Genomic DNA, 25,126 nt, shown 5'->3' with positions numbered 1-25,126 from the left:
CGTGACTACCTGACACACCTAAACGGCGGTAACCTCGGTGACCGTCGTTTTTGTTCAGGCCATTTATAGGCCTGCCATTTCAGGGGTCTCCATGGAAAGAATCGCGTTAAAACCGCTCATCCTCACCGCAGGCTTGATGGCCTTTATGCCAATGGCCCAGGCCGCCAGCACCCTGGTCTACTGTTCCGAAGCCAGCCCCGCCGGCTTCGACCCCAGCCAGTACACCAGCGGCACTGACTTCGATGCTTCGGCCGAAACCGTGTTTAACCGCCTGACCCAGTTCAAGCGTGGCGGCACCGAAGTCGAACCTGGCCTGGCCACACGCTGGGATGTATCCAACGACGGCCTGACCTACACCTTCCATTTGCGTGATGGCGTCAAGTTCCACACCACCGACTACTTCACCCCTACCCGCGACTTCAACGCGGATGACGTGCTGTTCACTTTCAATCGCCTGCTGGATGCCAACAGCCCGTTTCGCAAGGCCTACCCGTCCGAGTCGCCGTACTTCACCGACATGGGTTTGAACACCACGATCAAAAGCGTCGAAAAACTTGACGAGCACACCGTGCGTTTCAACCTGAACAACGTCGATGCCTCGTTTGTGCAAAATTTGGCGATGAGTTTTGCCTCTGTGCAATCCGCCGAATACGCCGCCAAACTGTTAAAAGAAGGCGCCGCCTCGGACATCAATCAAAAACCCGTGGGCACCGGGCCATTTGTGTTCAAGCGTTATCAGAAGGACTCGCAGATTCGCTACGTCGCCAATAAACAGTATTGGAAACCCGACGATGTGAAGCTCGACAACCTGGTGTTCGCGATCACCCCGGACGCCGCCTCGCGCTTGCAGAAACTCAAGGCCGGCGAATGCCAGGTCAGCGGTTACCCACGCCCCGCCGACATCGACGTAATGAAGCAAGACCCGAACCTGCGCGTGATGCAACAAGCCGGGTTCAACCTCGGCTTTCTGGCGTACAACGTGACCCATCCGCCACTCGATCAGCTCAAGGTGCGCCAGGCGCTGGACATGGCCATCGACAAGCCGGCAATCATCAAGGCGGTCTACCAGAGCGCCGGGCAATTGGCGCAGAACGCGTTACCACCCGCGCAGTGGTCTTATGACCCGACGATAAAAGACGCACCCTACGACCCCACCAAGGCGCGGGCGCTACTGAAAGAAGCAGGCGTTGCACCCGGCACCACGATCAACCTGTGGGCGATGACCGTACAGCGCGCTTCCAACCCGAATGCACGCATGTCGGCACAAATGATTCAGCAGGATTGGGCGAAAGTCGGCATCAAAGCCAACATCGTCAGCTATGAGTGGGGTGAGTACATCAAGCGCGCCAAAAACGGCGAGCACGACGCGATGATTTATGGCTGGACCGGCGATAACGGTGACCCGGATAACTGGCTCGGCGTGCTCTACAGTTGTGCCGCAATCAAGGGCAGCAACTACGCCAAGTGGTGTAACCCTGAATACGACAAACTGGTACAGCAAGCGAAAGTCAGCAGCGACCGCGACCAGCGCATCAAGTGGTATCAACAGGCGCAAAAAATTCTTAAGGAACAGGTACCTATAACGCCTATTGCGAACTCCACAGTGTTCCAGCCACTTCGAAAGGAAGTACACGACTTCAAAATCAGTCCCTTCGGACTGACGCCGTTTTACGGTGTCAGTCTGGATAAGTAACAGCTACGCCCCAACCGAGTGCGAAAACGACCTCGGTTGGGCCTTTTCGGTGCGCCTGACGCACCGAAAAAAACCTCTATATATATGCATTTATGTACAAACTTTCATAAATGCGACATTCCTGTACGTTCGTACCACACTTTAAGCCTCGTAACGGTTCAGCATCTTGCAATGGGTATGGCCCCTGCATAAGTATCCGCAGGCCGACTCACGAGGTCGCCCTCACCATCAAAAATGACAACAAATCATGAGGCCAACATGCTCAAACACGCAGTCCTTCCGCTTTTAGTGAGCGCTGGCCTTATGGCAGCCGCTCCTTTCGCCCACGCGGCGACTAACCTGGTGTTCTGCTCCGAAGGGAGCCCGGCCGGTTTTGACCCAGGCCAGTACACCACCGGAACAGACTTCGATGCTTCGGCCGAAACCATGTTCAACCGTCTGACCCAGTTCGAACGCGGCGGCACCGCTGTGATTCCTGGGCTGGCGACCAACTGGGACGTGTCCCCGGACGGCCTGACGTACACCTTCCACCTGCGCGACGGCGTAAAGTTCCACACCACCGCGTACTTCAAACCGACCCGTACCTTCAATGCCGATGACGTGCTGTTCACGTTCAACCGCATGATCAACAAGGACGATCCGTTTCGCAAAGCCTACCCCACCGAGTTCCCGTACTTCACGGACATGGGGATGGACACCAACATCAAGAACATCGAGAAAGTCGATGACCACACCGTCAAGTTCACCCTTGGCACCGTGGACGCGGCTTTCATCCAGAACCTGGCCATGAGCTTCGCCTCGATCCAGTCCGCCGAATACGCAGGCCAACTGTTGAAGGAAGGCAAAGCCGCCGATATCAACCAGAAGCCAATCGGTACCGGCCCGTTCGTATTCAAGAGCTACCAGAAAGACTCGAACATTCGTTACACCGGCAACAAGGATTACTGGAAACCTGAAGACGTGAAGATCGATAACCTGATCTTCGCCATCACCACTGACCCGTCGGTGCGTATCCAGAAGCTCAAGAAAAACGAATGCCAGGTCACCCTGTTCCCGCGTCCGGCCGACCTTAAGGCGCTGGGCGAAGACAAGGACCTGAAACTGCCGCATCAGGCTGGTTTCAACCTGGGCTACATCGCTTACAACGTCATGGACAAGGTCAAGGGCAGCGACCAGCCTAACCCGCTGGCTGACCTGCGCGTGCGTCAGGCACTCGACATGTCGGTGAACAAGCAGCAGATCATCGACTCCGTGTATCAGGGCGCAGGCCAACTGGCGGTCAACGCCATGCCGCCGACCCAGTGGTCGTATGACACCACCATCAAAGACGCCAAGTTCGACCCCGAGAAGGCCAAAGCGCTGCTCAAGGAAGCGGGCATCAAAGAAGGCACCGAGATTGTTTTGTGGGCCATGCCGGTTCAGCGTCCGTACAACCCGAACGCCAAGCTGATGGCTGAAATGCTGCAAAACGACTGGAAGAAGATCGGTCTGAACGTAAAAATCACCAGCTACGAGTGGGGCGAGTACATCAAGCGCTCCAAAGGTGGTGAGAACCAGGCCATGATCATTGGCTGGAGCGGCGACAATGGTGACCCGGACAACTGGCTGAACGTGCTGTTCGGCTGCGACTCGCTGGCCGGTAACAACTTCTCCAAATGGTGTGACAAAAAATTCGACGGCATCGTGAAAGAAGCCAAGGCCACGTCGGATGTCGCCAAACGCACCGAGCTGTACAAGCAGGCGCAACATATCCTCAAAGATGCAGTCCCGATGACACCTATCGCGCACTCGACGGTGTATCAACCCATGCGCAATACCGTGCAGGACTTCAAGATCAGCCCATTTGGCTTGAACTCCTTCTATGGCGTTAGCGTAAGCGGCAAATAAGGAACATTGACGGCGACGGTTCATAACGTCGCCGTTATTGCATCCGCCCAGGCCGTAGGAAAAAGGCCACAGCCCCGTTCATTACTTTTCCTACAGTAATGAACTGCGGCTTGCGGCTCCATTACCTACAAAGTCAGTCAGTTTTGACGCATTTACTGCACGCTCCGCGACCCATAACGTCGTAGGACAGCAGAGGCTTCATTCTGAGAAAGGCACTTGCTGTGTGTGGGATCAGTGATGTCACCCTGTGCGAATGACAGGGTGATTGTTCGCTGGTGACAACTACAAACAAGGATCGGGATCGTCATGCGCCATACCACCGTTCTATCCGCAATTTTTGGCACCAGCCTTTTGGCTGCGGCCACGATGGGCCAAGCCGCCGACAAGCAGAGCCTGGTGTTCTGCTCCGAAGGCAGCCCGGCAGGTTTTGACACTGCGCAGTACACCACCGCCACCGATAACGACGCGGCCGAGCCGTTGTACAACCGCTTGGTTGAATTCGAAAAAGGCGCGACCAATGTGGTACCTGGGCTGGCAACCAAGTGGGATATTTCGCCAGACGGCCTGACTTACACCTTCCATCTGCGCGAAGGGGTGAAGTTTCACAGCAACAAGGAGTTCAAGCCCACACGCGACTTCAACGCCGACGACGTGCTGTTTACCTTCAACCGCATGCTTGACCCGGAACACCCGTTTCGCAAGGCCTACCCCACTGAGTTTCCGTACTTCAACGGGATGAGCCTGAACAAGAACATCGCCAAGGTCGAGAAAACCGACCCGTACACCGTGGTGATGACCCTGAACACGGTTGACGCGGCGTTTGTGCAAAATATCGCCATGAGCTTCGCCTCGATTCTGTCGGCCGAATACGCCGAGCAATTGTTGAAAGCAGGCAAAGCCAGCGACATCAACCAGAAGCCGATCGGCACTGGGCCGTTCGTGTTCCAGCGCTACCAGAAAGACTCGCAGATCCGTTACGTGGGCAACAAACAGTACTGGGACCCGAGCCGCGTGAAGCTCGACCAGCTGATTTTTGCGATCAACACGGACGCGTCGGTGCGCGTGCAAAAGCTCAAAGCCGGCGAGTGCCAGATCACCTTGCACCCACGCCCGGCCGACGTAGACGCGCTAAAGGCCGACCCGCACCTGCAACTGCTGACCAAGCCTGGGTTCAACCTCGGCTACATCGCCTACAACGTGCGCCACAAACCCTTCGACCAGCTCGAAGTGCGCCAGGCGCTGGACATGGCGGTGAACAAGCAGAGCATTCTCAACGCTGTTTACCAAGGCGCGGGGCAACTGGCGGTGAATGCCATGCCACCGACGCAGTGGTCCTACGATGACACCATCAAAGACGCCGCCTACAACCCGGAAAAAGCCAAGGCACTGCTCAAGGCTGCCGGTGTAAAAGAAGGCACCGAGATCACCCTGTGGGCGATGCCGGTGCAACGGCCGTATAACCCCAACGCCAAGCTGATGGCCGAGATGCTGCAAAGCGATTGGGCCAAAATCGGCCTCAAGGTCAAGATCGTCAGCTACGAATGGGGCGAATACATCAAGCGCACCAAGAACGGTGAGCACGATGTGAGCCTGATTGGCTGGACCGGCGACAACGGTGACCCGGACAACTGGCTGGGCACGCTTTACAGCTGCGACGCCATCGGCGGGAACAACTACTCAATGTGGTGTGACCCGGCGTACGACAAGCTGGTCAAGCAAGCCAAAGTGGTCACCGATCGCGAACAACGGACGGTTTTGTACAAACAGGCGCAACAATTGCTTAAGGCACAGGTGCCGATTACACCTATCGCGCACTCGACGGTTAACCAGCCGTTAAGCGCCAAAGTAGAGGGTTTTAAAGTCAGCCCTTTCGGCCGCAATGTGTTCTCGGGCGTCAGCATCACACCCTAAGAAATTAACCGGATTGTGGAGAGCGATGTTAGCTCTCCTGCAAACGTGCAGCCATTTGTTGGGAAATTTCCCACGGCAAACGTTTGCAAAGGCTTGATCGAGTTACACACCCAATAGCCGGTTCACCTAATAAGACCGGCATTAAAAAGAGAACCAAAGGAGCTTCACCCATGAAACTGAGCAGCAAAGCGCTTCTGGCCCTGGCCATCAGCTCCATCACGGCAACTGCCTACGCTGAAACGCAGAGCCAGGACTTCGTACCCACCACCTTGGCCGCCAGCAGCGCCCAAAGCGAAGCCAAAGGCTTTATCGACGGTCAAAGCCTGGGCGGTACGACGCGTAACTGGTTCTCCAACGAACAGCGATTCCGCGGCGGCAAGTTCACTTACCAGAAACACGGTGAAGCACGTACTGACGCCTACCGTACCAACTGGCTGCAGGGCACCATCCTTAACTACTCCTCGGGCTTCACCCAAGGCACCGTGGGCGTGGCAACCGAAGTTGCGGCTTACAACGTAGTGGCGCTGGACCAGAGCAAGCGTGACATCAAGGGCGGTTCCAACCGTACCCTGGCTGACTCCGACGGCGATGCCGTAGGCCAGTGGAGCAAACTGGGCCTGGCCAACGTCAAGTTCCGTGTGTCGAACACCACCTTGACCGCCGGTCGCCAGAACTTCAGCAGCGGCATCATCGACACCATCGGTAACCGTGCCCTGCCGTCGAGCTTTGAAGGTTTTGCGCTCAACAGCGAAGAGTTCAGCAACCTGTCGTTCCAGGGCGCTTACTTCGATCGCGTATCGCCGCGTACCGAGCAAAGCCTGTCTAAATTCCGCAGTGAATACAGCAGCAGCGGCGTGGAAACCGACCACGTGTACACCGGCGGTGTGAACTGGCAGCCATTCAAAAGCCTGAAAACCAGCTTCTTCGGCGCTCAAGTCAAAGACTTCTGGAACCAGTACTACTTCGGCGCTACCCACGAGTTGGGCGATAGCCAAGTGCTGAGCCTGACCACCGGCCTGAACTACTACAAAACCGTCGACGAAGGCAAAAAGTTGATGGGCAAGATCGACAACGACACCTACTCGCTGTCGTTCGGCCTGACCCACCAGGCTCACAGCCTGACCTTCTCGTACCAGGCCGTGAACGGTAACGAGTACTTCGACTACCTGCACGAAACCAACGGTATCTACCTGGCCAACTCCCTGACGTCTGACTTCAACGGTCCGAACGAGAAGTCGTTCCAGGTTGCCTACGGCATCAACATGGCCGAATACGGCGTGCCAGGCCTGAAGTTCAACATCTACTCGGCACGTGGCTGGGGTATCGACGGCACTCACTACACCGGCAACGGCGGCGTGGTCGGTAAAGGGTACGACGGTATCCAGTCCCAGGACGGCGAGAAGCACCAGGAATACGGCGTAGGTTCGTCGTACGCGATCCAGAGCGGCCCGCTGAAAGCGACCACCGTTCGTGCAACGTACGTAACGCACCGCGCCAGCGAAAACCAGTCTGACGGCAACCTGCGTGAGTTCCGTCTGGTTACCACCATCCCGTTCAACATTCTTTAATTAGCACCAGGTAAACGGCGGGCTCAGGACGAGCCCGCCGTTGACGTTTGTCTGGTCCCATCGATTGCAGAGGGCTCTGAATGAAAATGCTCCCGTTACAAGCTGCCATTGCCGCTGCGCTGTTGAGCGTGGCGATCGGCGTTTCGGCCAAACCCTTGGTGGTCTGCACCGAAGCCAGCCCGGAGGGTTTCGACCCGGTCCTGTACACCACGGCCGTGACCGCTGACGCCGCTGCGGAAACCATGTTTAACCGCTTGGTCGACTTCAAGCCCGGGACCACCGAAGTGGTGCCTGCGTTGGCCAAAGACCTGCCGGAAATCAGCGCTGATGGGCTGACGTATACGTTCCACCTGCGAGAAGACATCAAGTTCCACACCACCGACTACTTCAAACCCACGCGCAACATGAACGCTGATGACGTGCTTTGGAGTTTCCAGCGCCAACTGGACCCAAACCACCCTTGGCACAACAAGTCCAACGTGGGCTACCCGTACTTTGAAAGTATGGGCTTCAAGGAGCTGCTCAAAAGCGTGACCAAGACCGACGATCACACCGTGGTCTTCACCCTGAGCCGTCCTGAAGCACCGTTTTTGTCCGACCTGGCCATGGCGTTTTCCTCGATCCACTCCGCCGAATACGCCGACCAGTTGCTCAAGTCCGGCAAAACCGACGACCTCAACGCCAAGCCAATCGGCACCGGGCCGTTCATCTTTACGCGTTACGCCAAAGACGCCCAAGTGCGTTTCAAGGCCAATCCGGACTACTTCCGTGGCAAGCCGCCGGCTGATCCGCTGATTTTGGCCATCACCACCGACAACAACGTGCGCCTGCAAAAGCTCAAGGCCAACGAGTGCCAGATCGCGCTGTACCCAAAACCCGATGACGTGCCGAGCGTAAAAGCCGACCCGAACCTGAAGGTCGCGGAACTGGCGGCAATGACTACCGCCTATACCGCCTTGAACACCACGCACAAGTACATGAGCGACGCGCGGGTGCGCCACGCAATCAACATCGCGTTCGACAAGTCCGGCTATAACACTTCGCTGTACGGCAAAGGCAACGCGGTCGACGCCACCGGCCCTTACCCGCCAACGCTGCTGGGCTTCAACGACAAGCTGAAAAACCCGCCACGTGACCTCGACAAGGCGCGCGCCTTGCTCAAGGAAGCCGGCGTACCGGAAGGTACCGAGTTCACCCTGTTCACGCGTAACGGCGGCGGCCCAACCAACCCTAACCCGATGCTCGGCGCCCAGCGCATGCAGGCGGATCTGGCGCAGATTGGCTTGAAGGTGAATATCAAAGTCATGGAATGGGGCGAGATGCTCAAGCGTGCTAAAAACGGCGAGCACGACATGGTTTCCGCTGGTTGGGCGGGGGATAACGGGGACCCGGATAACTTCCTCACGCCGAACCTGAGTTGCGATGCAGCGAAAAACGGCGAAAACTACGCGCGCTGGTGTAACAAAGAGTTTCAGGACCTGATCGACAAAGCGCGCGCAAATGCTGAACCCGCTCAGCGCGCTGCACTCTATGAACAAGCACTCGACGTGTTCGGCAAGGACCAACCATGGATTCCCATGGCTTACCCGAAAATGTTCACCGCCATGCGCAAAAACGTCGAGGGTTTTACCCAAAGCCCTCTGACTACAAATAACTTCGCCACCACCCAGGTGAAGTAATAAGAGACGCTCGGCACCGTCGACATTGACGGTGCCGAACCTGCCTAACCGGCTGATTGAGGTACACAACACGATGTTTAGTTTTATTGCCCGCCGATTGGGGTTATTGATCCCCACGTTTTTCGGCATCACGTTGCTGACGTTTGCGTTAATTCGCATGATTCCTGGCGACCCCGTAGAAGTGATGATGGGCGAACGCCGCGTCGACCCCGAGATGCACGCACAGGCAATGGAACGCCTTGGCCTTAACAAGCCGTTGTATGCGCAATACTTCGACTATGTAGGCAAGCTCGCCCAAGGCGACCTCGGTGAGTCCCTGCGCACCCGCACCAGCGTATGGACCGAATTCACCGCCCTCTTCCCGGCGACCCTGGAACTGTCCATGGCCGCCCTGTTGTTCGCCGGTATCCTGGGCCTGTTGGCCGGGGTGATCGCGGCCTTGAAACGAGGATCCCTGTTCGACCACGGGGTGATGGGCATCTCCCTCGCGGGATATTCGATGCCAATCTTCTGGTGGGGCCTGATCCTGATCATGTTCTTCTCGGTAAGCCTGGGCTGGACCCCGGTTTCCGGGCGTATCGACCTGCTCTACGACATTGAGCCGCGCACTGGCTTCATGCTGATCGACACGCTGCTGGCTGACGAGCCCGACGCGTTTTTTGACGCCCTGCACCACCTGATTTTGCCCGCCATCGTGCTCGGCACCATCCCGCTGGCGGTGATCGCGCGGATGACCCGTTCGTCGATGCTCGAAGTACTGCGTGAAGACTACATCCGTACCGCCAAGGCCAAAGGCCTGTCGCCGGCGCGCGTGGTGTTCGTGCACGGCCTGCGTAACGCGCTGATCCCGGTGCTCACCGTGGTCGGCCTGCAAGTCGGCACGCTGCTGGCCGGTGCGGTCCTGACCGAAACCATCTTCTCGTGGCCCGGCATCGGCAAATGGCTGATCGAAGCGATTGGCGCGCGGGACTACCCGGTGGTGCAAAACGGCATCCTGCTGATCGCCTGCCTGGTGATCCTGGTGAACTTCGTCGTGGATGTGCTCTACGGCTTCGCCAACCCACGCATCCGTCACCAGCGCTGAGATCATAACCATGACCACACCTACGCAAGCGGTAGCAGTCGATCAAAGCCTGCTGTACCCGTCCCCTTACAAAGAATTCTGGCAAGCCTTTTCGAAGAACAAAGGCGCGGTTGCCGGCCTGTTATTCATGATCATCATCGTGTTTTGCGCACTGTTCGCCCCTTGGGTTGCACCGCACAACCCGAGCGAGCAATACCGCGACTTCCTGCTCACCCCGCCGTCGTGGCTGGAAGGCGGGCAGATGCAGTTTCTGCTCGGCACCGATGAACTCGGCCGTGACTTGCTCTCGCGCCTGATCCAGGGCTCGCGCCTGTCGTTGCTGATCGGCTTGTCGTCGGTCGTCATGTCGCTGATTCCGGGCATCCTGCTAGGCCTGTTCGCTGGCTTCTTCCCACGCATGCTTGGCCCAACCATCATGCGTTTGATGGACATCATGCTGGCCCTGCCGTCGCTGCTGCTGGCGGTTGCGATTGTCGCGATCCTCGGCCCTGGCCTGATCAACACCGTGATCGCTATCGCGATCGTCTCCCTGCCGTCCTATGTGCGTCTGACCCGTGCTGCGGTGATGGGCGAACTGAACCGCGACTACGTGACGGCCGCCCGCCTCGCCGGCGCTGGCCTGCCACGCCTGATGTTCGTCACCGTGCTGCCTAACTGCATGGCGCCGCTGATCGTTCAGGCTACCTTGAGCTTCTCTTCGGCGATCCTCGATGCCGCGGCGCTGGGCTTCCTGGGCCTTGGCGTACAACCGCCAACCCCTGAGTGGGGCACCATGCTGGCGTCGGCCCGTGACTACATCGAACGCGCCTGGTGGGTAGTGAGTTTGCCGGGTTTGACCATTTTGCTCAGCGTGCTGGCAATCAACTTGATGGGTGACGGCCTGCGCGATGCGCTGGACCCGAAACTCAAGAACGCCGCCTGAGGAGATTCCCATGTCACTGTTAGAAATCAAGAATCTCAATGTGCGCTTCGGCGACAAAACCGCCGTGCCGGTGGTCGATGGCCTCGACATCAGCGTCGACAAAGGCGAAGTACTGGCGATTGTTGGCGAGTCTGGCTCGGGTAAGTCCGTGACCATGATGGCGCTGATGGGCCTGATCGAGCACCCCGGCATCGTCACCGCCGACGCGCTGAACTTTGACGGCAAGGACATGCTCAAGCTGAGCAACCGCCAGCGCCGCCAAATCGTCGGCAAAGACCTGGCGATGGTGTTCCAGGACCCGATGACCGCGCTGAACCCCAGCTACACCGTGGGCTTTCAGATTGAAGAAGTGCTGCGCCTGCACCTGAAAATGTCCGGCAAGCAAGCGCGCAAACGTGCCATCGAACTGTTGGAAAAAGTCGAAATCCCCGGCGCTGCCAGCCGTATGGATGCCTACCCGCACCAATTATCCGGCGGTATGAGCCAGCGTGTGGCAATCGCCATGGCGATTGCCGGCGAGCCGAAACTGCTGATCGCGGATGAGCCGACCACTGCGTTGGACGTGACCATCCAGGCGCAGATCATGGAACTGCTGCTGGCCCTGCAGAAAGAGCAAAACATGGGCCTGGTGCTGATCACCCACGACCTCGCAGTCGTGGCTGAAACCGCCCAGCGCGTGTGCGTGATGTACGCTGGCCAAGCCGTCGAAGTCGGCCAGGTGCCGCAGTTGTTCGACATCCCGGCGCACCCGTACAGCGAAGCGCTGCTCAAGGCGATTCCAGAGCACAGCCTGGGCGCCACGCGCCTGGCCACGCTGCCGGGCATCGTGCCCGGTCGTTACGACCGCCCGCAGGGTTGCCTGCTGTCGCCGCGCTGCCCGTATGTGCAGGAATCCTGCCGTGCGCAGCGCCCCGGCCTTGATCCGAAAAGCCACAGCCTTGCGCGCTGCTTCTACCCCTTGAACCAGGAGGTGGCGTAATGGCCGTCGTTCTTACCGCCCGCGACCTTACCCGTCACTACGAAGTGTCCCGTGGCCTGTTCAAGGGCCATGCTCTGGTACGCGCGCTTAACGGTGTGTCGTTTGAACTGGAAGCCGGCAAGACCCTCGCCGTGGTGGGCGAGTCGGGTTGCGGCAAGTCCACCCTGGCGCGCGCGCTTACGTTGATTGAGGAGCCGTCTTCGGGCTCCTTGAAAATCGCCGGCCAGGAAGTTGCCGGCGCCGACAAGGCCCAGCGCAAGCAACTGCGCAAAGACGTGCAGATGGTGTTCCAAAGCCCGTACGCCTCGTTGAACCCACGCCAGAAAGTCGGTGACCAACTCGGCGAGCCGCTGTTGATCAACACCAACCTGTCCGCCGCCGAACGCCGCGAGAAAGTCCAGGCGATGATGAAGCAGGTGGGCCTGCGCCCCGAGCATTATCAGCGCTACCCGCACATGTTCTCCGGTGGCCAGCGCCAGCGGATCGCCCTCGCCCGCGCGATGATGCTGCAACCTAAAGTGCTGGTGGCGGATGAACCGACCTCGGCCCTCGACGTGTCGATCCAGGCGCAGGTGCTGAACCTGTTCATGGATCTGCAGCAGGAATTCAACACCGCCTACGTGTTCATCTCACACAACCTGGCGGTGGTACAACACGTCGCCGATGACGTGATGGTGATGTACCTCGGCCGCCCGGTGGAAGTCGGCCCCAAGGAAGACATCTACGCGCGCCCGCTGCACCCGTACACGCAGGCGTTGCTGTCGGCCACCCCGACCATTCACCCGGACCCGAACAAGCCAAAGATCAAGATCGTCGGCGAACTGCCCAACCCGCTGAACCCGCCGTCTGGCTGCGCGTTCCACAAACGCTGCCCGTACGCGACCGCGCGTTGCAGCAGCGAAGAGCCGCAGTTGCGCGCCTTGGATAACCGCCAGGTGGCATGCCACTACGCGGAGCAATTTGTGGCCTGACCCGTAACAAAAATGCGCCGGGGTAAACCCGGTGCATGACACGTGCTCTACAGCCCTTCCCGTCAGGTTGCGCATCAGCTTGGCGGGAGGGGCTTTTTTTGCCTATCACCACGGTTTACCAGTGATAAACACCGTTAACTATTCGAAAGCAATCTAACAACCTGTCAGTTCTCACAGTAGCCGTAAAACCCTATCTGCCTTTTGATGAGCCCACGACTTTTATCCAACGGATGGGTAGGCGCTCATGACCACCTTCACAGTTTTTTTCTGCGGCACCGGCTCAACTAAATTTGATGACAGCAACGCCAGCTACTGGAACGGCGAACTGATCTCAACACTCGCGCAAAATACGCAAAGCCTCAGTAAAGAGTTCGCCGAATGGATTGTTATCGACGGGCCCGGCAGCGGCAATTTACAAGCCGATGAGCTGTTCACAGCGTCAGGTAACTACCTCCAAGTAAAGGGAGCTGCCCTGGGTTACGGCTGGGAGGAGAACGTGACCCACGCCATGAATATCCTGAAAGGAAGCTTCACCTGGCAACGAGAAAAACTAACCGAAGAAAACTACAACCAACTGCAAAAAGCCGGCATCCCGATTGAGGACGTCAAGGTGACCGGCAGTTGGTACTGGCGCACGTATGATTACGGCGCGCGCAAAGTCACGCAGCAGCAGTTGCAAGAGCAAATCATCAAGACCTTTCGAAAAGACGGCATCATTCCCACCCAAGTCAACCTGGTGGGTTGGAGCCGCGGAGGGATCAGTTGCCATATGCTGGCCAATGCGATGCTCAACGACAACGCATTAAAAAATGTGCCGGTTAATATCTTTGCGGTCGACCCTGTTCCGGGGGCTTTGAACTTCCAGCAGAGCCGGGTAAAACTCGGAAGTAACGTGAAAGAGTACGTGGCGTTCTACGCCAGGGATGAGCGTTCCATGGGGTTTGCATGCGTGGTGCCCGACTGTGACAACGCAACCAACATGCACATTTACCCAATGCCCGGGCGCCATGCAACATTAGTGGGTAACGCTGCCCCCAATGGCAATCAAGGATCGAAGGTGTATGCACAACCCGGCCAGATTGTTCGCCACTTTGCGGAAGTTTGCCTGACTCGCTGGGGTGTGCGTCTGGAAAAGAAACTCAACCTCACGCCTACCCAAATAAATGAATCGCTCAGCGCAATGAAAAACGACTTGAAAGGGTATGTGACGATGCGCAACACGGTTTACACGACCCATGCTGAAACAGCCGGCGAGCGCGACATCTCTCTCGGCAGCGCAGGTATTAAATTTACGGCAGCAAAAGGCACCCGCTATACCCCAGAGCCAGGGCTTTCGACAGAACACATCCTGAGCTACGACTACTTTGACGCTATCAGCTGATTGATAGCCATCAGCAGATTCGCGTTATCCCGCCCTTCCCGCCAGGACACATGACAGCCTGGCGCGAAGGGCGGTTTTCAATTGGTCTTACGTATCGCTGTCGCCTTGATCCGCATCGTCATCCGGCGCCTGCTGATCGTCGTCGTCCTTGCTGCCACCCTGGTCCTGGTCGCCTGCCTCGGATTCCGACTTCGCCAGTTGCAGGCCTTTGCCCTGCACCGTCTGCGCCGCCGAGAACCCCGCCTGGCTACCCTGCGGCGGGTTATGCGCCCAAGCCGTCGACATCCCCAACGACAACAGCACCAACACCTTCATCAACAACACTACCCGTTGAAAAATACTCATGGTCGATTCCGCCCAGTCAGTAGATGAATCCCGCGCGACAGCGGTTTACCGTCGCCGGGTTAAACGCTAGCCCCAATGCCCGAATTGCGCCAGACCTCACGTGTCACCGTCGTCATACGTTTCACTGTCTTCGCCCTCGTTGTAGGGGTTTTCTGCATCCTCCTTGGGCGCAGGCTGAACTTGCGGTTGCCAGCCACCGGAATTCACCTCGTTCTGCTTTCGCTTGGTGACCGGGCCGGTGTCTTTCCAGGCAGGCGCTCCTGCGGCTGCCAATGCCCCGGAGGGCGCCCAGCCGGTGGAGAGTCCCAAGGCTCCCAGAAGCATCAAATGGATGATGCGTTGAGTTATACGCACGCTGGTCTCCTGTTCCGTCGGTGAATGGGTGTGGTAGGGGAAACGCTAGACCGGATGTGGGGTTTGCGCCAATTGACTGCGCAGATGCTGTTGGTGGTTGGCTTGTGCGTTGCGCAAGGCGGTGTAAAACGCGTGGGCGGTTTGGAGCAGTTGTTGCTGCAATCGCGGCTTCGCTCAACACGTAGATCAGCCGCTTACCGCGCCGGAACCCTGCCGCGTACCAACGTTTCATCGAAGGCCGGTTTGAGCAATGCGTCAGCCTCGGTTGCTTGGGGCGGCATGAGAGTGTTGGTGAAGGTCGGGGCTTTTTCGCCGGCACCAGAATATCGGCCACGCTTTTGCCGTCTCGGTGATGGCTGCCCAGTGGCTGACTCCTGCCTGCGTGCAGTACGTCGGCAGATCGACCTGGCTTAATCATCAGCCGTTAGCGAAAAACAGCGTCGTTCAGTAGCGCGTTGCAAAAAAACCAAACAAATCCAGCGTAAAAATTAATTTAAGACGTCTACTTTTCCAACGACGTAGGGAGTGCTAGGCAGCAGGTTGCTTTTAATAACCTGACAAACCTGCTCTCTTTGTTTTGACGTAAAAAAAACATACTGTCGCCCTATAGTCATATAAATGGAGCCTTTCTCCGGCACTTTATACTCAAGCTCTATCATGACTCTATTGGTTGCCTCTGTGGACTTTGTAAGCTCTCTCCAATGTAAGAAGTGATGATGATATTCTGTATGCATCCGCTGAAAACCCTTGGAGCTTGCCATCGAGAGGTACATCAAACCCATACCACCGGGCCCGATCAACGCGCCAATCAAGAATGCTGGATCGATGGTTGCCAAGTAGATGAAAATAATTGCAGTGATTACGGAAAACCATTTTAAGAATGTGAGTGCCCACTTAGGGAAATCTTTCCATTCGCAGTACTCCACTCCAGACTTTGTAAAGCGATAAGCGAAATTCATTCGCTGATGCGTGACACTCATAAGAACTAACATCATTAGAGAAAAGAAAAATACGCAGGACAGCATTCGCCAAGGCTGGCTCATTCCTTCATACACTGAATACATAATTAGTGAACACCCAAATATTAACGCAGCCAAAAACAAAACCATTAAGTTAGCAACAAATGTATTATAATTTCGCGCACGAATTGTCCAACCTAACATTTCTGGTTCGTTTTCATACTTCCATTGGAGCTTAGAAGGAAGATCAATCGACTTGCTGAAGTTGAACATCGTAAGACTCATTGAGTAATTCAAGAAGGAACCGGCAACTTCAGTAGCTGTGTGCCACTCAGCCTTAGTACTATATCGTCTTTTTCCGTCAGTTCGCCGCTGAAGGCATTATTAGCACGATCAGCCTCGCTCGAAGCCCACTCTAGCGCTAATCGAAATAGGTAACCACGCCCGTCATTACGCTGAAGCACGCCTGCAGGATATCTAACCTCAAGCTCAAAAATTGGGCTGGCTGTTGATGTCCCAATCCATGCCTGCCAAACACGGTGCTGTTCTGTGTTCTTATATACAAAATCTGTCAGGCCAATTTTGCCGCCAGGACCATCGGGTAGCAGTCCAAGTTGCTTAGGATCTACCCAATTACCGTGGAGCAGCTGCTCATAAAAACCTGTTGCAGTAGTTTGCAGTTTGTTATCGGAAAATAAGTACTTTTTCTCAACCATCGCAGGTTGCAAGGTGATGTCTTTACCCACCAACGCTGTGGGCACTTGGATTTGTACCCAGAAGCCCAGCCAGGTTCTTGGCGTACTGCCACCGCCGTAATATAAGGTTCGTCCCAATACGCTGGGCCTTTGCAAGGTCTCCAATAAGGCTTGCATTTGTTTGGGATGCCCCTCATCGCCCAGCCATTTTGACTCAGGCCCACGTCCCCAACTGTACCGGAAACGCCACAAGCGCAGCCCTCGCGTTTTTAGCGGTTGGCAACCATAGTGATCATCAAATATGCGCCCCCTAAGATATCCACCGGCGTAGACATCGCTCGATGTTAAGCTAAACCAACACCCAGCCATCTTGAAGATTAGAGTAATTGCCTCCTTTATTATTCATTTCGCCTGAAAAATAGCGTTTTACTACTAGTCAGTGCTCATAGGTACATTAACCTTGGCTTTGATAAATGGTACGTTTGGCGACAAGTACGGCCTAATAAAATTTGCTATGCTTTCTTTTTGTTTTCGCTTACAAAAAATATTGAGACTCCAATTAGTTTTGAAATCATTTCCCTCTTGAGTGACACTGTACTTTAAGTCAACTACTTCTCTGTTGGTGGCAATGGCAAGCTGAGTGATTTCCTCCCACCTGTAAGCGTAGTGATGGTATTGAGTATGCATCTCTTGGTAGCTTTTGGAGTGTGCCATCGACAAATACATCAATCCCATGCCGCCTGGCCCTATGAGTGCGCCGATCAAAAAAGTCGGATCAATGGTTGCCAGGTAAATAAAGATAATTGCAGTGATGCCGGAGAACCACTTTAAAAACGTCAGTACCCACTTAGGAAAATCTTTCCATTCGCAATGCTCTACTCCTGACTTAGTAAAGCGATAGGCAAAATTCATGCGCTGATGTGTAATTGATATTAAGGCGGTGTTTACGACTGCAAAAAACGATATAGTTAATACTCCATTGAACAACAGATCACTCTTCGCGTCTCGATATAGTAAAATAGAGCCAATTGTTATAGCGATAAAACAGAACCAAAACATTGCATTCGCCACAAAGGTATTGTAGTTGCGCGCCCGGATCGTCCAGGCTAACAGTTCTGGCTCATTTGCATACTTCCAATGAAGCTGAGGAGGTAGATCAAGCGATTTTTTGAAGTTAAACATCGTAAGATTCATCAATTAACTCAAGAAGGAACATTCAGTTTCAATAGCTGGGTGCCATTCAGCTTCAGCACGATATCGTCTTTTTCCGTCAGCTCGCCACTGAAAGCATTATTAACACGATCAGCCTCGCTCGAGGCCCACTCTAGCGCTAATCGAATAGATAACCACGCCCGTTCTCCAGCTCACATCCGCCATATATAAATTTAATACAGATCGCCTGTGCTAAATAATCAGCACTTAGCGAAAAATAGTGCCGCTCAGTAGCACGTTTCAAAAAAATAAAAATTTAGCATAAAAATTAATTTAAGACGTCTACTTTCTCAACGACGTAGGGAGTGCTAGATAGCAGGTTACTTTTAACAATCTGACAAACCTGCTCTTTTTGTTTCGACGTAAAAAAAACATACTGTCGCCCTATAGTCATATAAATAGAGTCTTTCTTCGGCACTTTATACTCAAGCTCTATCATAACTCTATTGGTGGCCTCTGTGGACTTTGTAAGCTCTCTCCAATGTAAGAAGTAATGGTGGTATTCTGTATGCATCCGTTGAAAATTCTTGGAACTTGCCATCGAGAGGTATATCAAACCCATACCACCGGGCCCGACCAACGCTCCAATCAAGAATGTTGGATCGATGGTTGCCAAGTAGATAAAAATAACTGCAGTGACCACGGAAAACCATTTTAAGAATGTCAGTGCCCACTTAGGGAAATCTTTCCATTCACAGTACTCTAAGCCCGACTTAGTAAAGCGATACGCAAAATTCATTCGCTGGTGAGTCATGCAGGAAATTGTAAATGATATAAAAATAAAGAAAAATATGCAGGATAGAGTTCGCCAAGGCTGGCTCATCCCTTCATAGACTGAATACATAATTAGAGAGCCTCCGAATATAAGCGCAACCATAAATGCAAACATTAAATTAGCAACAAATGTATTATAATTTCGAGCCCGAATCGTCCACGCCAACAACTCTGGCTCATTCTCATACCTCCACTGAAGCTGGGGAGGAAGTTCAAGTGATTTGCTAAAGTTCAACATCGCAAGACTCATTAATTAATTTAAGAAGGAACGGGAAGTTTCAGTAGCTGTGTGCCATTCAGCCTCAGTACTATATCGTCTTTTTCCGTCAGTTCGCCGCTGAACGCATTGTTAGCACGATCCGCCTCGCTCGAGGCCCACTCTAGCGCTAATCGAAATAAATAACCCCGCCCATCATTACGCTGAAGCACGCCTGCAGGATATTTAACCTCAAGCTCAAAAATTGGGCTGGCTGTTGATGTCCCAATCCATGCCTGCCAAACACGGTGCTGTTCTGTGTTCTTATATACAAAATCTGTCAGGCCAATTGTGCCGCCAGGACCATCGGGTAGCAGTCCAAGTTGCTTAGGATCTACCCAATTACCGTGGAGCAGCTGCTCATAAAAACCTGTTGCAGTAGTTTGCAGTTTGTTATCGGAAAACAAGTACTTTTTCTCAACCATCGCAGGTTGCAAGGTGATGTCTTTACCCACCAACGCTGTGGGCACTTGGATTTGTACCCAGAAGCCCAGCCACGTTCTTGGCGTACTGCCACCGCCGTAATATAAGGCTCGTCCCAATACGCTGGGCCTTTGCAAGGTCTCCAATAAGGCTTGCATTTGTTTGGGATGCCCCTCATCGCCCAGCCATTTTGATTCAGTCTCACGCCCCCAACTGCACCGGAACAGCCACAGACGCAGCCCCTCGCGCTTGTATCTGTTGGCTACCATTGTGATCATCAAGTATGCGATCCCTAAGATCGCCAAAATGATCGTCACCGGTGTAGACATAACCCAGGCAAATCCGAAAAAAGAGCCAAGGGCTGCGCCAACTAGTTGGCCTGTTGCAATAAAGGACATTCCGAAAACAACACCAAACTTCGCCCAAAGTAACGCGCTTTCTTCTTTACTAGTGGCGCCGCTGGCATCCTTGGAAATCTGCCAAGCCTCCAGTCCCGCCGCAATGGCCCCCAAAGCAGCCCACGTCACCGTGCGCAAAATCAGACCTTTCGAAGCCGCTGCCATTTCGTTGGCAACAGTGGCTTTGGCGCTATTTCCGGTAGCCGCAGCGTCTTTTGCTTCTGAAAGCCAACTTTTATAAGACGATTGAGCCAAGCTGCGAGTCTTTTGGCCCACCTCAGCCATCATCCCCCCTGCCCGACTCCAAGCCGGCCCCACCCATAACGCCGCTATCGCATTCGCCGCATACCCAGCATTCGCACCCACCGTACGCCACTCATCCGCTGAGAACTGACCATCGTTGTATGCCTTATTCGCACTATTAAACACGTTCCACACATTCAGGCCTACCAGCAAAACGGGTAGGGCGTTCCCCAGGTTCTGGTTCATCCAGGCCCGGGTGCGGTCCAGGTAAGCATGGGTTCCCGTCAGTTTCAATTGCGCGATGACTTCTGATTGTCCGAGGTCGGCGAGCCATTGATTTATCGTCGGCAGCCCTGCATTCAGGCGCGTGCTGCCGGATGCCTTGGCGACGATTTGATTGGGGCGTTCCAGCATCAGGTTTTTAAGTTGGGCTTCGTGGGCTTGTAATGAAATGCGCGCGGAGCGTTGATCATGCGGCGTGCCGGGGCGATGGACGATGCGTTTGTCGCCGTCTATCTTTTTCTGCAGGGTTGCAACCTTCAGCGCCCAAGCCTGGAAGTCGCGCTGGTAGGTCGGGTTGAACACCAGTTGGGTCGCGCTGGAAATTTCGGTAGAAATTAATACTTGGGGCACGGCGAGCAGTAAGCCCAGTTGTTGCTTCATCGCCGGTAAAAGCAGGCCGCTCAGCCCGTGCCAAGCGTCTTTGGCCTGGTTATTGGCGACTTTGATCAGGGTGGTCATGGCGGCTTTTGCCGCGTCGCTCATAGCTTTGTAAAGCTTGCTGTTCTTGACGAGTTCCAGGTCGAATACCGCTTTGATTTCCCCCGTGCGGGTAGCGAGGCTGGTGGCATCGCCTGCGGACGTGGGCGACAGCGCGGCAGAACCGCCATCGCCTTCGCGGCCCTGGTCGTCGAGGTTGCCGGTGGTGCTGAAGTTGTGCGTCACCTGCTTGATCAAGTTGGCAACGTGCGGGTTGAAGTTGAACAGCGCAAGGCCGAACAGTTTGGTCGGTTTTTTCGCCTGCTCGCACAACCACGTTTGCCCGGCCTGCGCGTTGCCCAATGCGGTGTAAAGGGCGTGGGCGGTTTCGAGCAACTGAGTCGCTTGCTCTTCGTTGCAGGTGTCGTGGTAAACGGCCTCGGCAGACGGGCTCAGTTGGTCGAGCCAGGTCAGCAAGTCTGCTTCGCTACGCTGAATATGTTGCTGCAACTGCAAGGCTTCACGCGTGGTTTGGCTGAGGTACTGTTGCACCTCATCAAACCGCACATCCTCACGCCAGAGGCGCTTGGCGTTCCATTCCTCGACAGCGCTTTGCCAGGCAGTGTGTTCCGGCAGTTTGCCCCATTTGGAGGTGAACAGTGTTTGCGACGCGCTGATTATCGAGGCGGCGCCCATCTCTACCAAGGGTGCTTCAATGCCAGACACCAGGTCCTTGCCGCGTTCCACTTGATCATTGGTGCTGAGCAGCGCGTACAGATCGTCGGTATAGGCTTGCCGCTGAATCGGGTCTTTGATTGATGACGGAATCAGCGCGTCGGTATTCAGCCCACATAAATTCTGCACGGCAAATGCGCTTTGCAGTTTGTGTTGGTGCAGCGCTTCGAACTGGCTCTGCTCCATCAGCCGCCCGATCAGGTTCATGTTCAGGTCGTCGACCAGCGCCAGAGGGTCATCCAGCGCAACGAAGAGCGCCGTGTCCTGCGCCGGAACTCTGCCGCGCACCAGTGCCTCCTCGAAGGCCGGCTTGAACGGTGCGTCAGCCTCGGTTGCTTGGGTCGGCAGAAGAGTGCTGGTGAAGGTCGGGGCTTTTTCGCCGGCAACCAGAATGTCCGCCACGCTTTTGCCCAGCTCGGTGATGGCTGCCCCGTGGCTGACTTTTGCCTGCGTACAGTACGTCGGCAGATCGACCTTGCGCATCCATTGTGTTTGCTCGGTGGCGCGGCTGCGCATCAACTCGCACATGCGCCAGGTCCATTGCACAGGTGAGTAGGCGATGCGCAGTTGGCTGTTGCGGGGGTATGTCAGATAGGGTTGTGTGGTGCCCGGATTGTTGCGGACGTCTTTATTCAGCTGGCCGTCGGTCCATGTGTGGCGCGTGAGCATTTCGCCCTTGACCTGATATTCATGGAAGGTTTTTTCGGTGCTGTTCCACACATAAATCCAGCCATCGCGCAGTTGGCGCAAGGTGTAGCTGCGGCTCTGCAAGGGTGGCAGCGTGCCGCCAGACCAGTTGGACGGCAGCGGATTGGGTCCCTGAGCACTGCCTTTTTTTGGTGATTCGTCCAAGGCGTATCGAACCGGGAAAATCGCCACTTCCCCTTGCATCAACGGGCACTGCCCCTTGGCCATCGAGGTATTCTGGAACGCCTGGTTACGGTTGGCCTGTTTCAGTTGAGCGGCTGTGGCGGGCTGCGTCATCACACTTCCTCGTCGATTTCGATGGCCAGGCAGTCGTTATCCATCTGCTGGATACGTAACTCTGGAGCCAGCTTGAGTGCTACGGCGGTGCTGGCAAGCCATTGCTGATAGGGCGAATTGGGGCGAACCGTAAACCCGGTGCCCCAGCGCAAGCTGTACTCGACCCAGATGGCCAGGCTGCGCTCGCTGGACAGGCCCCAGGTGTCGGCCTCATCCAGCCGTTGATCGAACCACTGCGTGCGGCTGACCGGGTCCAACTTGGCTATCCGTTCTGGGTGGCTCTGTTCGAAACTTTGGTTCAGGCGCTCCATAAATCGCCAGCGCGCAGCCTGGTCGAGTGCAGCCAACTGAGCTTCTCCCAACTGGGCGTAGGTATTCACCCATTCAGGAGGTGTTGCACCACGCAATACACTTCGCCATTCACAGGGCTGCGCAAGCTCCCATGAATGCGGTATTTGGGGAATATGCCACGCCTCAATCGGTCCCAAGACGGCATCCAGGTGCTCGCCCTGATGACTGCCCAACCAGTAACGCGTCACCAACGGGTCAGCAAACCGCAGTAACCCATTACCCCCCAGCACATCCGGTGGCGCGATAAAACGCCGTAGGTGCGCTGCAATACTGGGCATAGGCGCGCGGCTGTAAAGCAGGCTGGCGTCGGCTTGCTGAAAGGCACTTTGGCAAATGTCATTGATGAGCGAGGATGAGCCTTGCAGCGATACCAGAATGGGGCCTACATCGTGCAGTTCTTGCCAGCGCGTGCCGATGTACAGCGGCACGATCTCAAGTGGTTCGCCGCGCTGGTACAAATGTTTAATCGCGTCGGGCCGCAACACACCGTCGATTAGCACAAAGTTGGCGGGTGAAGGGTTAGTCACTTCGCACGGTCCTTCTCGGTTTGTTCCTTCGCAGCCTGCTCGCAGATCTCACAGCGCGGCGTTGCACGCATCAACGCTTGCCGCTGCGCCGGCACCAACAGTTGACCCGGCACATCCGCATCCGCCTGTTTCAACGGCCCCGGCAACAACGGCGCCGCCGGTGTGCCGCTGCCAGGGCTGCCACCGGTATTCACATTCACCACCGGCCCGCTGAACACCACGCCGCTGCCATCAATCTTGATAAAACTGCCACCGGCCTTGAGCGTCAGCTCACTGCCGGCTTCCAGCACCACCTTCAAGCCGCTGCTCAGGTGAATCTCCTGGCCCGCCTCAACGAAATGCCCGGTGCCGATTTTGACGTGTTGGTTCACCGCAACCGTCAGGTGGTCGTCTGCGCGCGCTTCAACTTTGCGGTCGGCGTAGACGGTGTGGTGTTCCTCGGTCTTGAATTCGCTGTAGGTGTTGGCTTCAACGGTGTCGTGGCGTTCGTTGCCGACTCTGATTTTTTGGTCGTGCTCGATGTTTTCATCCCAGTCGCGCTGGGCGTGCAGGAAGATTTGTTCCTGGCCTTTTTTGTCTTCGATGCGCAGCTCGTTAAAACCGCTGCCGCCGGGCGAACTCAGGGTCTTGAAGGTGCTGCGTGTCTTGTTGGCGGGCAGGTCGTAGGGGACGACGTTTTCCTTGTGGTACAGGCAGCCGCTGATCAGTGGCTGGTCGGGGTCGCCTTCAAGAAACGTCACCAGCACTTCCATGCCGATACGCGGAATGGCGATGCCGCCGTAATGCGCGCCAGCCCAGGCGGACGAAACGCGCAGCCAGCAGCTGGTTTTATCGTCGGCCTGGCCGTCGCGGTCCCAGTGAAATTGCACTTTGACGCGACCGTATTGATCGCAGTGTATTTCTTCGCCTTTGGGGCCGGTGACCACGGCGCTTTGGCTGCCGAGGATGCGCGGTTTCGGGTGTTTCAACGGTGGCCGGTTCGGCACGTCCCACGGGGTCGCCAGGAAGCGGTTGCGATAGCCCTGATGGAAGTCGTCTTTGAGCGCGGTGGTGTCGCTGGTCACCGACTCTTCCAGCACGTGCGGCTGTTTGCCTTCGTGGAGTACTTCGGTGAGCAGCCAGAGGTCGTTCCAGCGGGCTTTGCTGTGTTGGGTCAGGGCCAGGAAGTGGCCGCTGACCAGCAATGGCTGGTCGCTTTTACCCTCGGCCAGTTGGTAGTCCGCACGGTGCCGCTCCAGCCCGCGTTTGGCCAGGTGCCTGCCGCGGGTGCGGTCGATAAAACGGCCGGGGTAATCGTAGTCTTCCAGGTCGGGCTGGGCGTCGCCGCGGCTGTCGGACTCAAGGGTGATGTGCGGTTTTTCAAAGTCATAATCGCGACGTGTGGTGCGGCTGGTGCGGGTTTCCAGGCGCAGGTCGAAACGCTTGATGACCGGGTCGTTTGCGACCAGGCCGGAGTCTTGCTGGTAGGCCACGGGCGCGAGTTTCGGGAACACCGTTTGGTCATCGCCGAACACCAGTTTGTGGCCGCTGGCGCTGTGCTGAAAGTGGTAGTGAATACCTTCTTCCTCGCACAGGCGCTGTATGAAATGCAGGTCCGATTCATCGTATTGAACGCAGTAAATGCGCTCGGGATAAATCGTGCCGAGGTGGAAGGTATAGGCATTGCTTTGGATGCCATGTTCTTCAAGGACCTGGCCAATGATTTTCGGCACCGTGAGGTTCTGGAAGATGCGCTGGTTGATGCGGTGCGCCAGGTAGGAGAGCTGCGGTCGCAGCGTCACGGCGTAGCGCGTCAGGCGCTTGCCGGAATCGCCCTGGGCGGCCCGGTAGATTTGCCCGTGAATGCCGCTGCCGTCAGGTGACAACTGCAAAAAGGCCGGTTTGTGCAGCAGGCTTTCGAGGTCGAGGGACGGCTGTTCACTGACCAGTTCAATCTCGAACGCGAACGGTTGGCTGATCGCCTCGCGACCGCTCAGGCTGAAAACTTGAAGGTCGTTTGCCAGCCCCTCGATGGTCAGGCTGAAGTGAGTCTGATTGGCCGGCGCGAACATCCCTTGTTCCTTGTGTCATGCAATGCTGAAAACAACATCGACCAG

Annotated in this window: 20 protein-coding genes; 11 read left to right on the top strand and 9 right to left on the bottom strand. The window is 55.8% G+C overall.

All coding sequences use genetic code 11. The features are described 5' to 3' along the window. Positions 1 to 91 precede the first annotated feature (91 nt). The 10 genes from ACOZK9_RS04845 (at position 92) to ACOZK9_RS04800 (ending at position 14,075) form a co-directional block, all read left to right on the top strand. Positions 92 to 1,693 (top strand): ABC transporter substrate-binding protein, encoded by a 1,602-nt coding sequence (locus ACOZK9_RS04845; protein WP_421555382.1) that lies wholly within the window; start codon positions 92 to 94, stop codon positions 1,691 to 1,693. Between the two features lie 258 nt (positions 1,694 to 1,951). Continuing rightward, positions 1,952 to 3,580, top strand: coding sequence for an ABC transporter substrate-binding protein (locus ACOZK9_RS04840; protein ID WP_058414369.1), 1,629 nt, complete (start codon positions 1,952 to 1,954; stop codon positions 3,578 to 3,580). 306 nt (positions 3,581 to 3,886) lie between these two features. Then, on the top strand, positions 3,887 to 5,491 hold the full coding sequence (locus ACOZK9_RS04835) for an ABC transporter substrate-binding protein (RefSeq protein WP_058414370.1): 1,605 nt from the start codon (positions 3,887 to 3,889) through the stop codon (positions 5,489 to 5,491). A gap of 170 nt (positions 5,492 to 5,661) precedes the next feature. Then, positions 5,662 to 7,059: an OprD family porin gene (locus ACOZK9_RS04830; protein ID WP_058414371.1), complete on the top strand. Its 1,398-nt coding sequence runs from the start codon at positions 5,662 to 5,664 to the stop codon at positions 7,057 to 7,059. 80 nt (positions 7,060 to 7,139) lie between these two features. Further along, the gene (locus ACOZK9_RS04825) at positions 7,140 to 8,738 is read left to right on the top strand and encodes an ABC transporter substrate-binding protein (RefSeq protein WP_421555381.1); all 1,599 of its coding nucleotides are present in this window, start codon (positions 7,140 to 7,142) and stop codon (positions 8,736 to 8,738) included. A 73-nt stretch (positions 8,739 to 8,811) separates the two neighbouring features. After that, complete coding sequence (locus ACOZK9_RS04820; protein WP_058414409.1) at positions 8,812 to 9,822, top strand: ABC transporter permease subunit; 1,011 nt, start codon at positions 8,812 to 8,814, stop codon at positions 9,820 to 9,822. A 10-nt stretch (positions 9,823 to 9,832) separates the two neighbouring features. Next, positions 9,833 to 10,744: an ABC transporter permease subunit gene (locus ACOZK9_RS04815; protein ID WP_152746228.1), complete on the top strand. Its 912-nt coding sequence runs from the start codon at positions 9,833 to 9,835 to the stop codon at positions 10,742 to 10,744. A gap of 10 nt (positions 10,745 to 10,754) precedes the next feature. Beyond that, on the top strand, positions 10,755 to 11,723 hold the full coding sequence (locus tag ACOZK9_RS04810) for an ABC transporter ATP-binding protein (RefSeq protein ID WP_058414374.1): 969 nt from the start codon (positions 10,755 to 10,757) through the stop codon (positions 11,721 to 11,723). Further along, positions 11,723 to 12,694, top strand: coding sequence for a peptide ABC transporter ATP-binding protein (locus tag ACOZK9_RS04805; RefSeq protein WP_058414375.1), 972 nt, complete (start codon positions 11,723 to 11,725; stop codon positions 12,692 to 12,694). The genes ACOZK9_RS04810 and ACOZK9_RS04805 overlap by 1 nt, the downstream gene beginning before the upstream one ends. Before the next feature lie 244 nt (positions 12,695 to 12,938). Beyond that, positions 12,939 to 14,075, top strand: coding sequence for a hypothetical protein (locus ACOZK9_RS04800; protein ID WP_421555380.1), 1,137 nt, complete (start codon positions 12,939 to 12,941; stop codon positions 14,073 to 14,075). An 87-nt stretch (positions 14,076 to 14,162) separates the two neighbouring features. Here ACOZK9_RS04800 and ACOZK9_RS04795 read toward each other — a convergent pair whose 3' ends face one another. Together ACOZK9_RS04795 and ACOZK9_RS04790 are read right to left on the bottom strand one after the other, a co-directional pair. Then, the gene (locus ACOZK9_RS04795) at positions 14,163 to 14,420 is read right to left on the bottom strand and encodes a hypothetical protein (protein ID WP_421555379.1); all 258 of its coding nucleotides are present in this window, start codon (positions 14,418 to 14,420) and stop codon (positions 14,163 to 14,165) included. A 96-nt stretch (positions 14,421 to 14,516) separates the two neighbouring features. Continuing rightward, a complete protein-coding gene (locus ACOZK9_RS04790) occupies positions 14,517 to 14,774 on the bottom strand; it encodes a hypothetical protein (protein WP_122250508.1) in 258 nt (85 codons plus the stop codon). Between the two features lie 63 nt (positions 14,775 to 14,837). Here ACOZK9_RS04790 and ACOZK9_RS04785 point away from each other — a divergent pair, with 63 nt between their 5' ends. Next, positions 14,838 to 15,188, top strand: coding sequence for a hypothetical protein (locus ACOZK9_RS04785; protein WP_421555378.1), 351 nt, complete (start codon positions 14,838 to 14,840; stop codon positions 15,186 to 15,188). A 74-nt stretch (positions 15,189 to 15,262) separates the two neighbouring features. On the opposite strand, the gene ACOZK9_RS04780 is transcribed toward ACOZK9_RS04785, so the two are convergent. From ACOZK9_RS04780 to ACOZK9_RS04750, 7 genes are all read right to left on the bottom strand, one after another. After that, a complete protein-coding gene (locus ACOZK9_RS04780; protein ID WP_421555377.1) occupies positions 15,263 to 16,006 on the bottom strand; it encodes a hypothetical protein in 744 nt (247 codons plus the stop codon). A 20-nt stretch (positions 16,007 to 16,026) separates the two neighbouring features. Further along, complete coding sequence (locus ACOZK9_RS04775; RefSeq protein WP_421555376.1) at positions 16,027 to 16,605, bottom strand: hypothetical protein; 579 nt, start codon at positions 16,603 to 16,605, stop codon at positions 16,027 to 16,029. A gap of 255 nt (positions 16,606 to 16,860) precedes the next feature. Continuing rightward, positions 16,861 to 17,610, bottom strand: a complete 750-nt coding sequence (locus tag ACOZK9_RS04770) for a hypothetical protein (protein WP_421555409.1) — start codon at positions 17,608 to 17,610, stop codon at positions 16,861 to 16,863. Between the two features lie 298 nt (positions 17,611 to 17,908). Then, a complete protein-coding gene (locus ACOZK9_RS04765; RefSeq protein WP_421555375.1) occupies positions 17,909 to 18,652 on the bottom strand; it encodes a hypothetical protein in 744 nt (247 codons plus the stop codon). A 20-nt stretch (positions 18,653 to 18,672) separates the two neighbouring features. Beyond that, positions 18,673 to 22,152, bottom strand: a complete 3,480-nt coding sequence (locus ACOZK9_RS04760) for a T6SS effector BTH_I2691 family protein (protein ID WP_421555374.1) — start codon at positions 22,150 to 22,152, stop codon at positions 18,673 to 18,675. Continuing rightward, on the bottom strand, positions 22,152 to 23,030 hold the full coding sequence (locus ACOZK9_RS04755) for a DUF4123 domain-containing protein (RefSeq protein WP_421555373.1): 879 nt from the start codon (positions 23,028 to 23,030) through the stop codon (positions 22,152 to 22,154). Before ACOZK9_RS04755 ends, ACOZK9_RS04760 begins: the two co-directional genes overlap by 1 nt. Further along, entirely contained in the window at positions 23,027 to 25,081 is a 2,055-nt protein-coding gene (locus ACOZK9_RS04750) for a type VI secretion system Vgr family protein (RefSeq protein WP_421555372.1), read from the bottom strand. Before ACOZK9_RS04750 ends, ACOZK9_RS04755 begins: the two co-directional genes overlap by 4 nt. Between the last annotated feature and the right edge of the window lie 45 nt (positions 25,082 to 25,126).

This window comes from Pseudomonas kitaguniensis (assembly GCF_049199985.1).
In the GTDB taxonomy this organism is placed as follows: domain Bacteria; phylum Pseudomonadota; class Gammaproteobacteria; order Pseudomonadales; family Pseudomonadaceae; genus Aquipseudomonas; species Aquipseudomonas kitaguniensis.
This window is presented reverse-complemented; position numbering and strand designations above follow the sequence as displayed.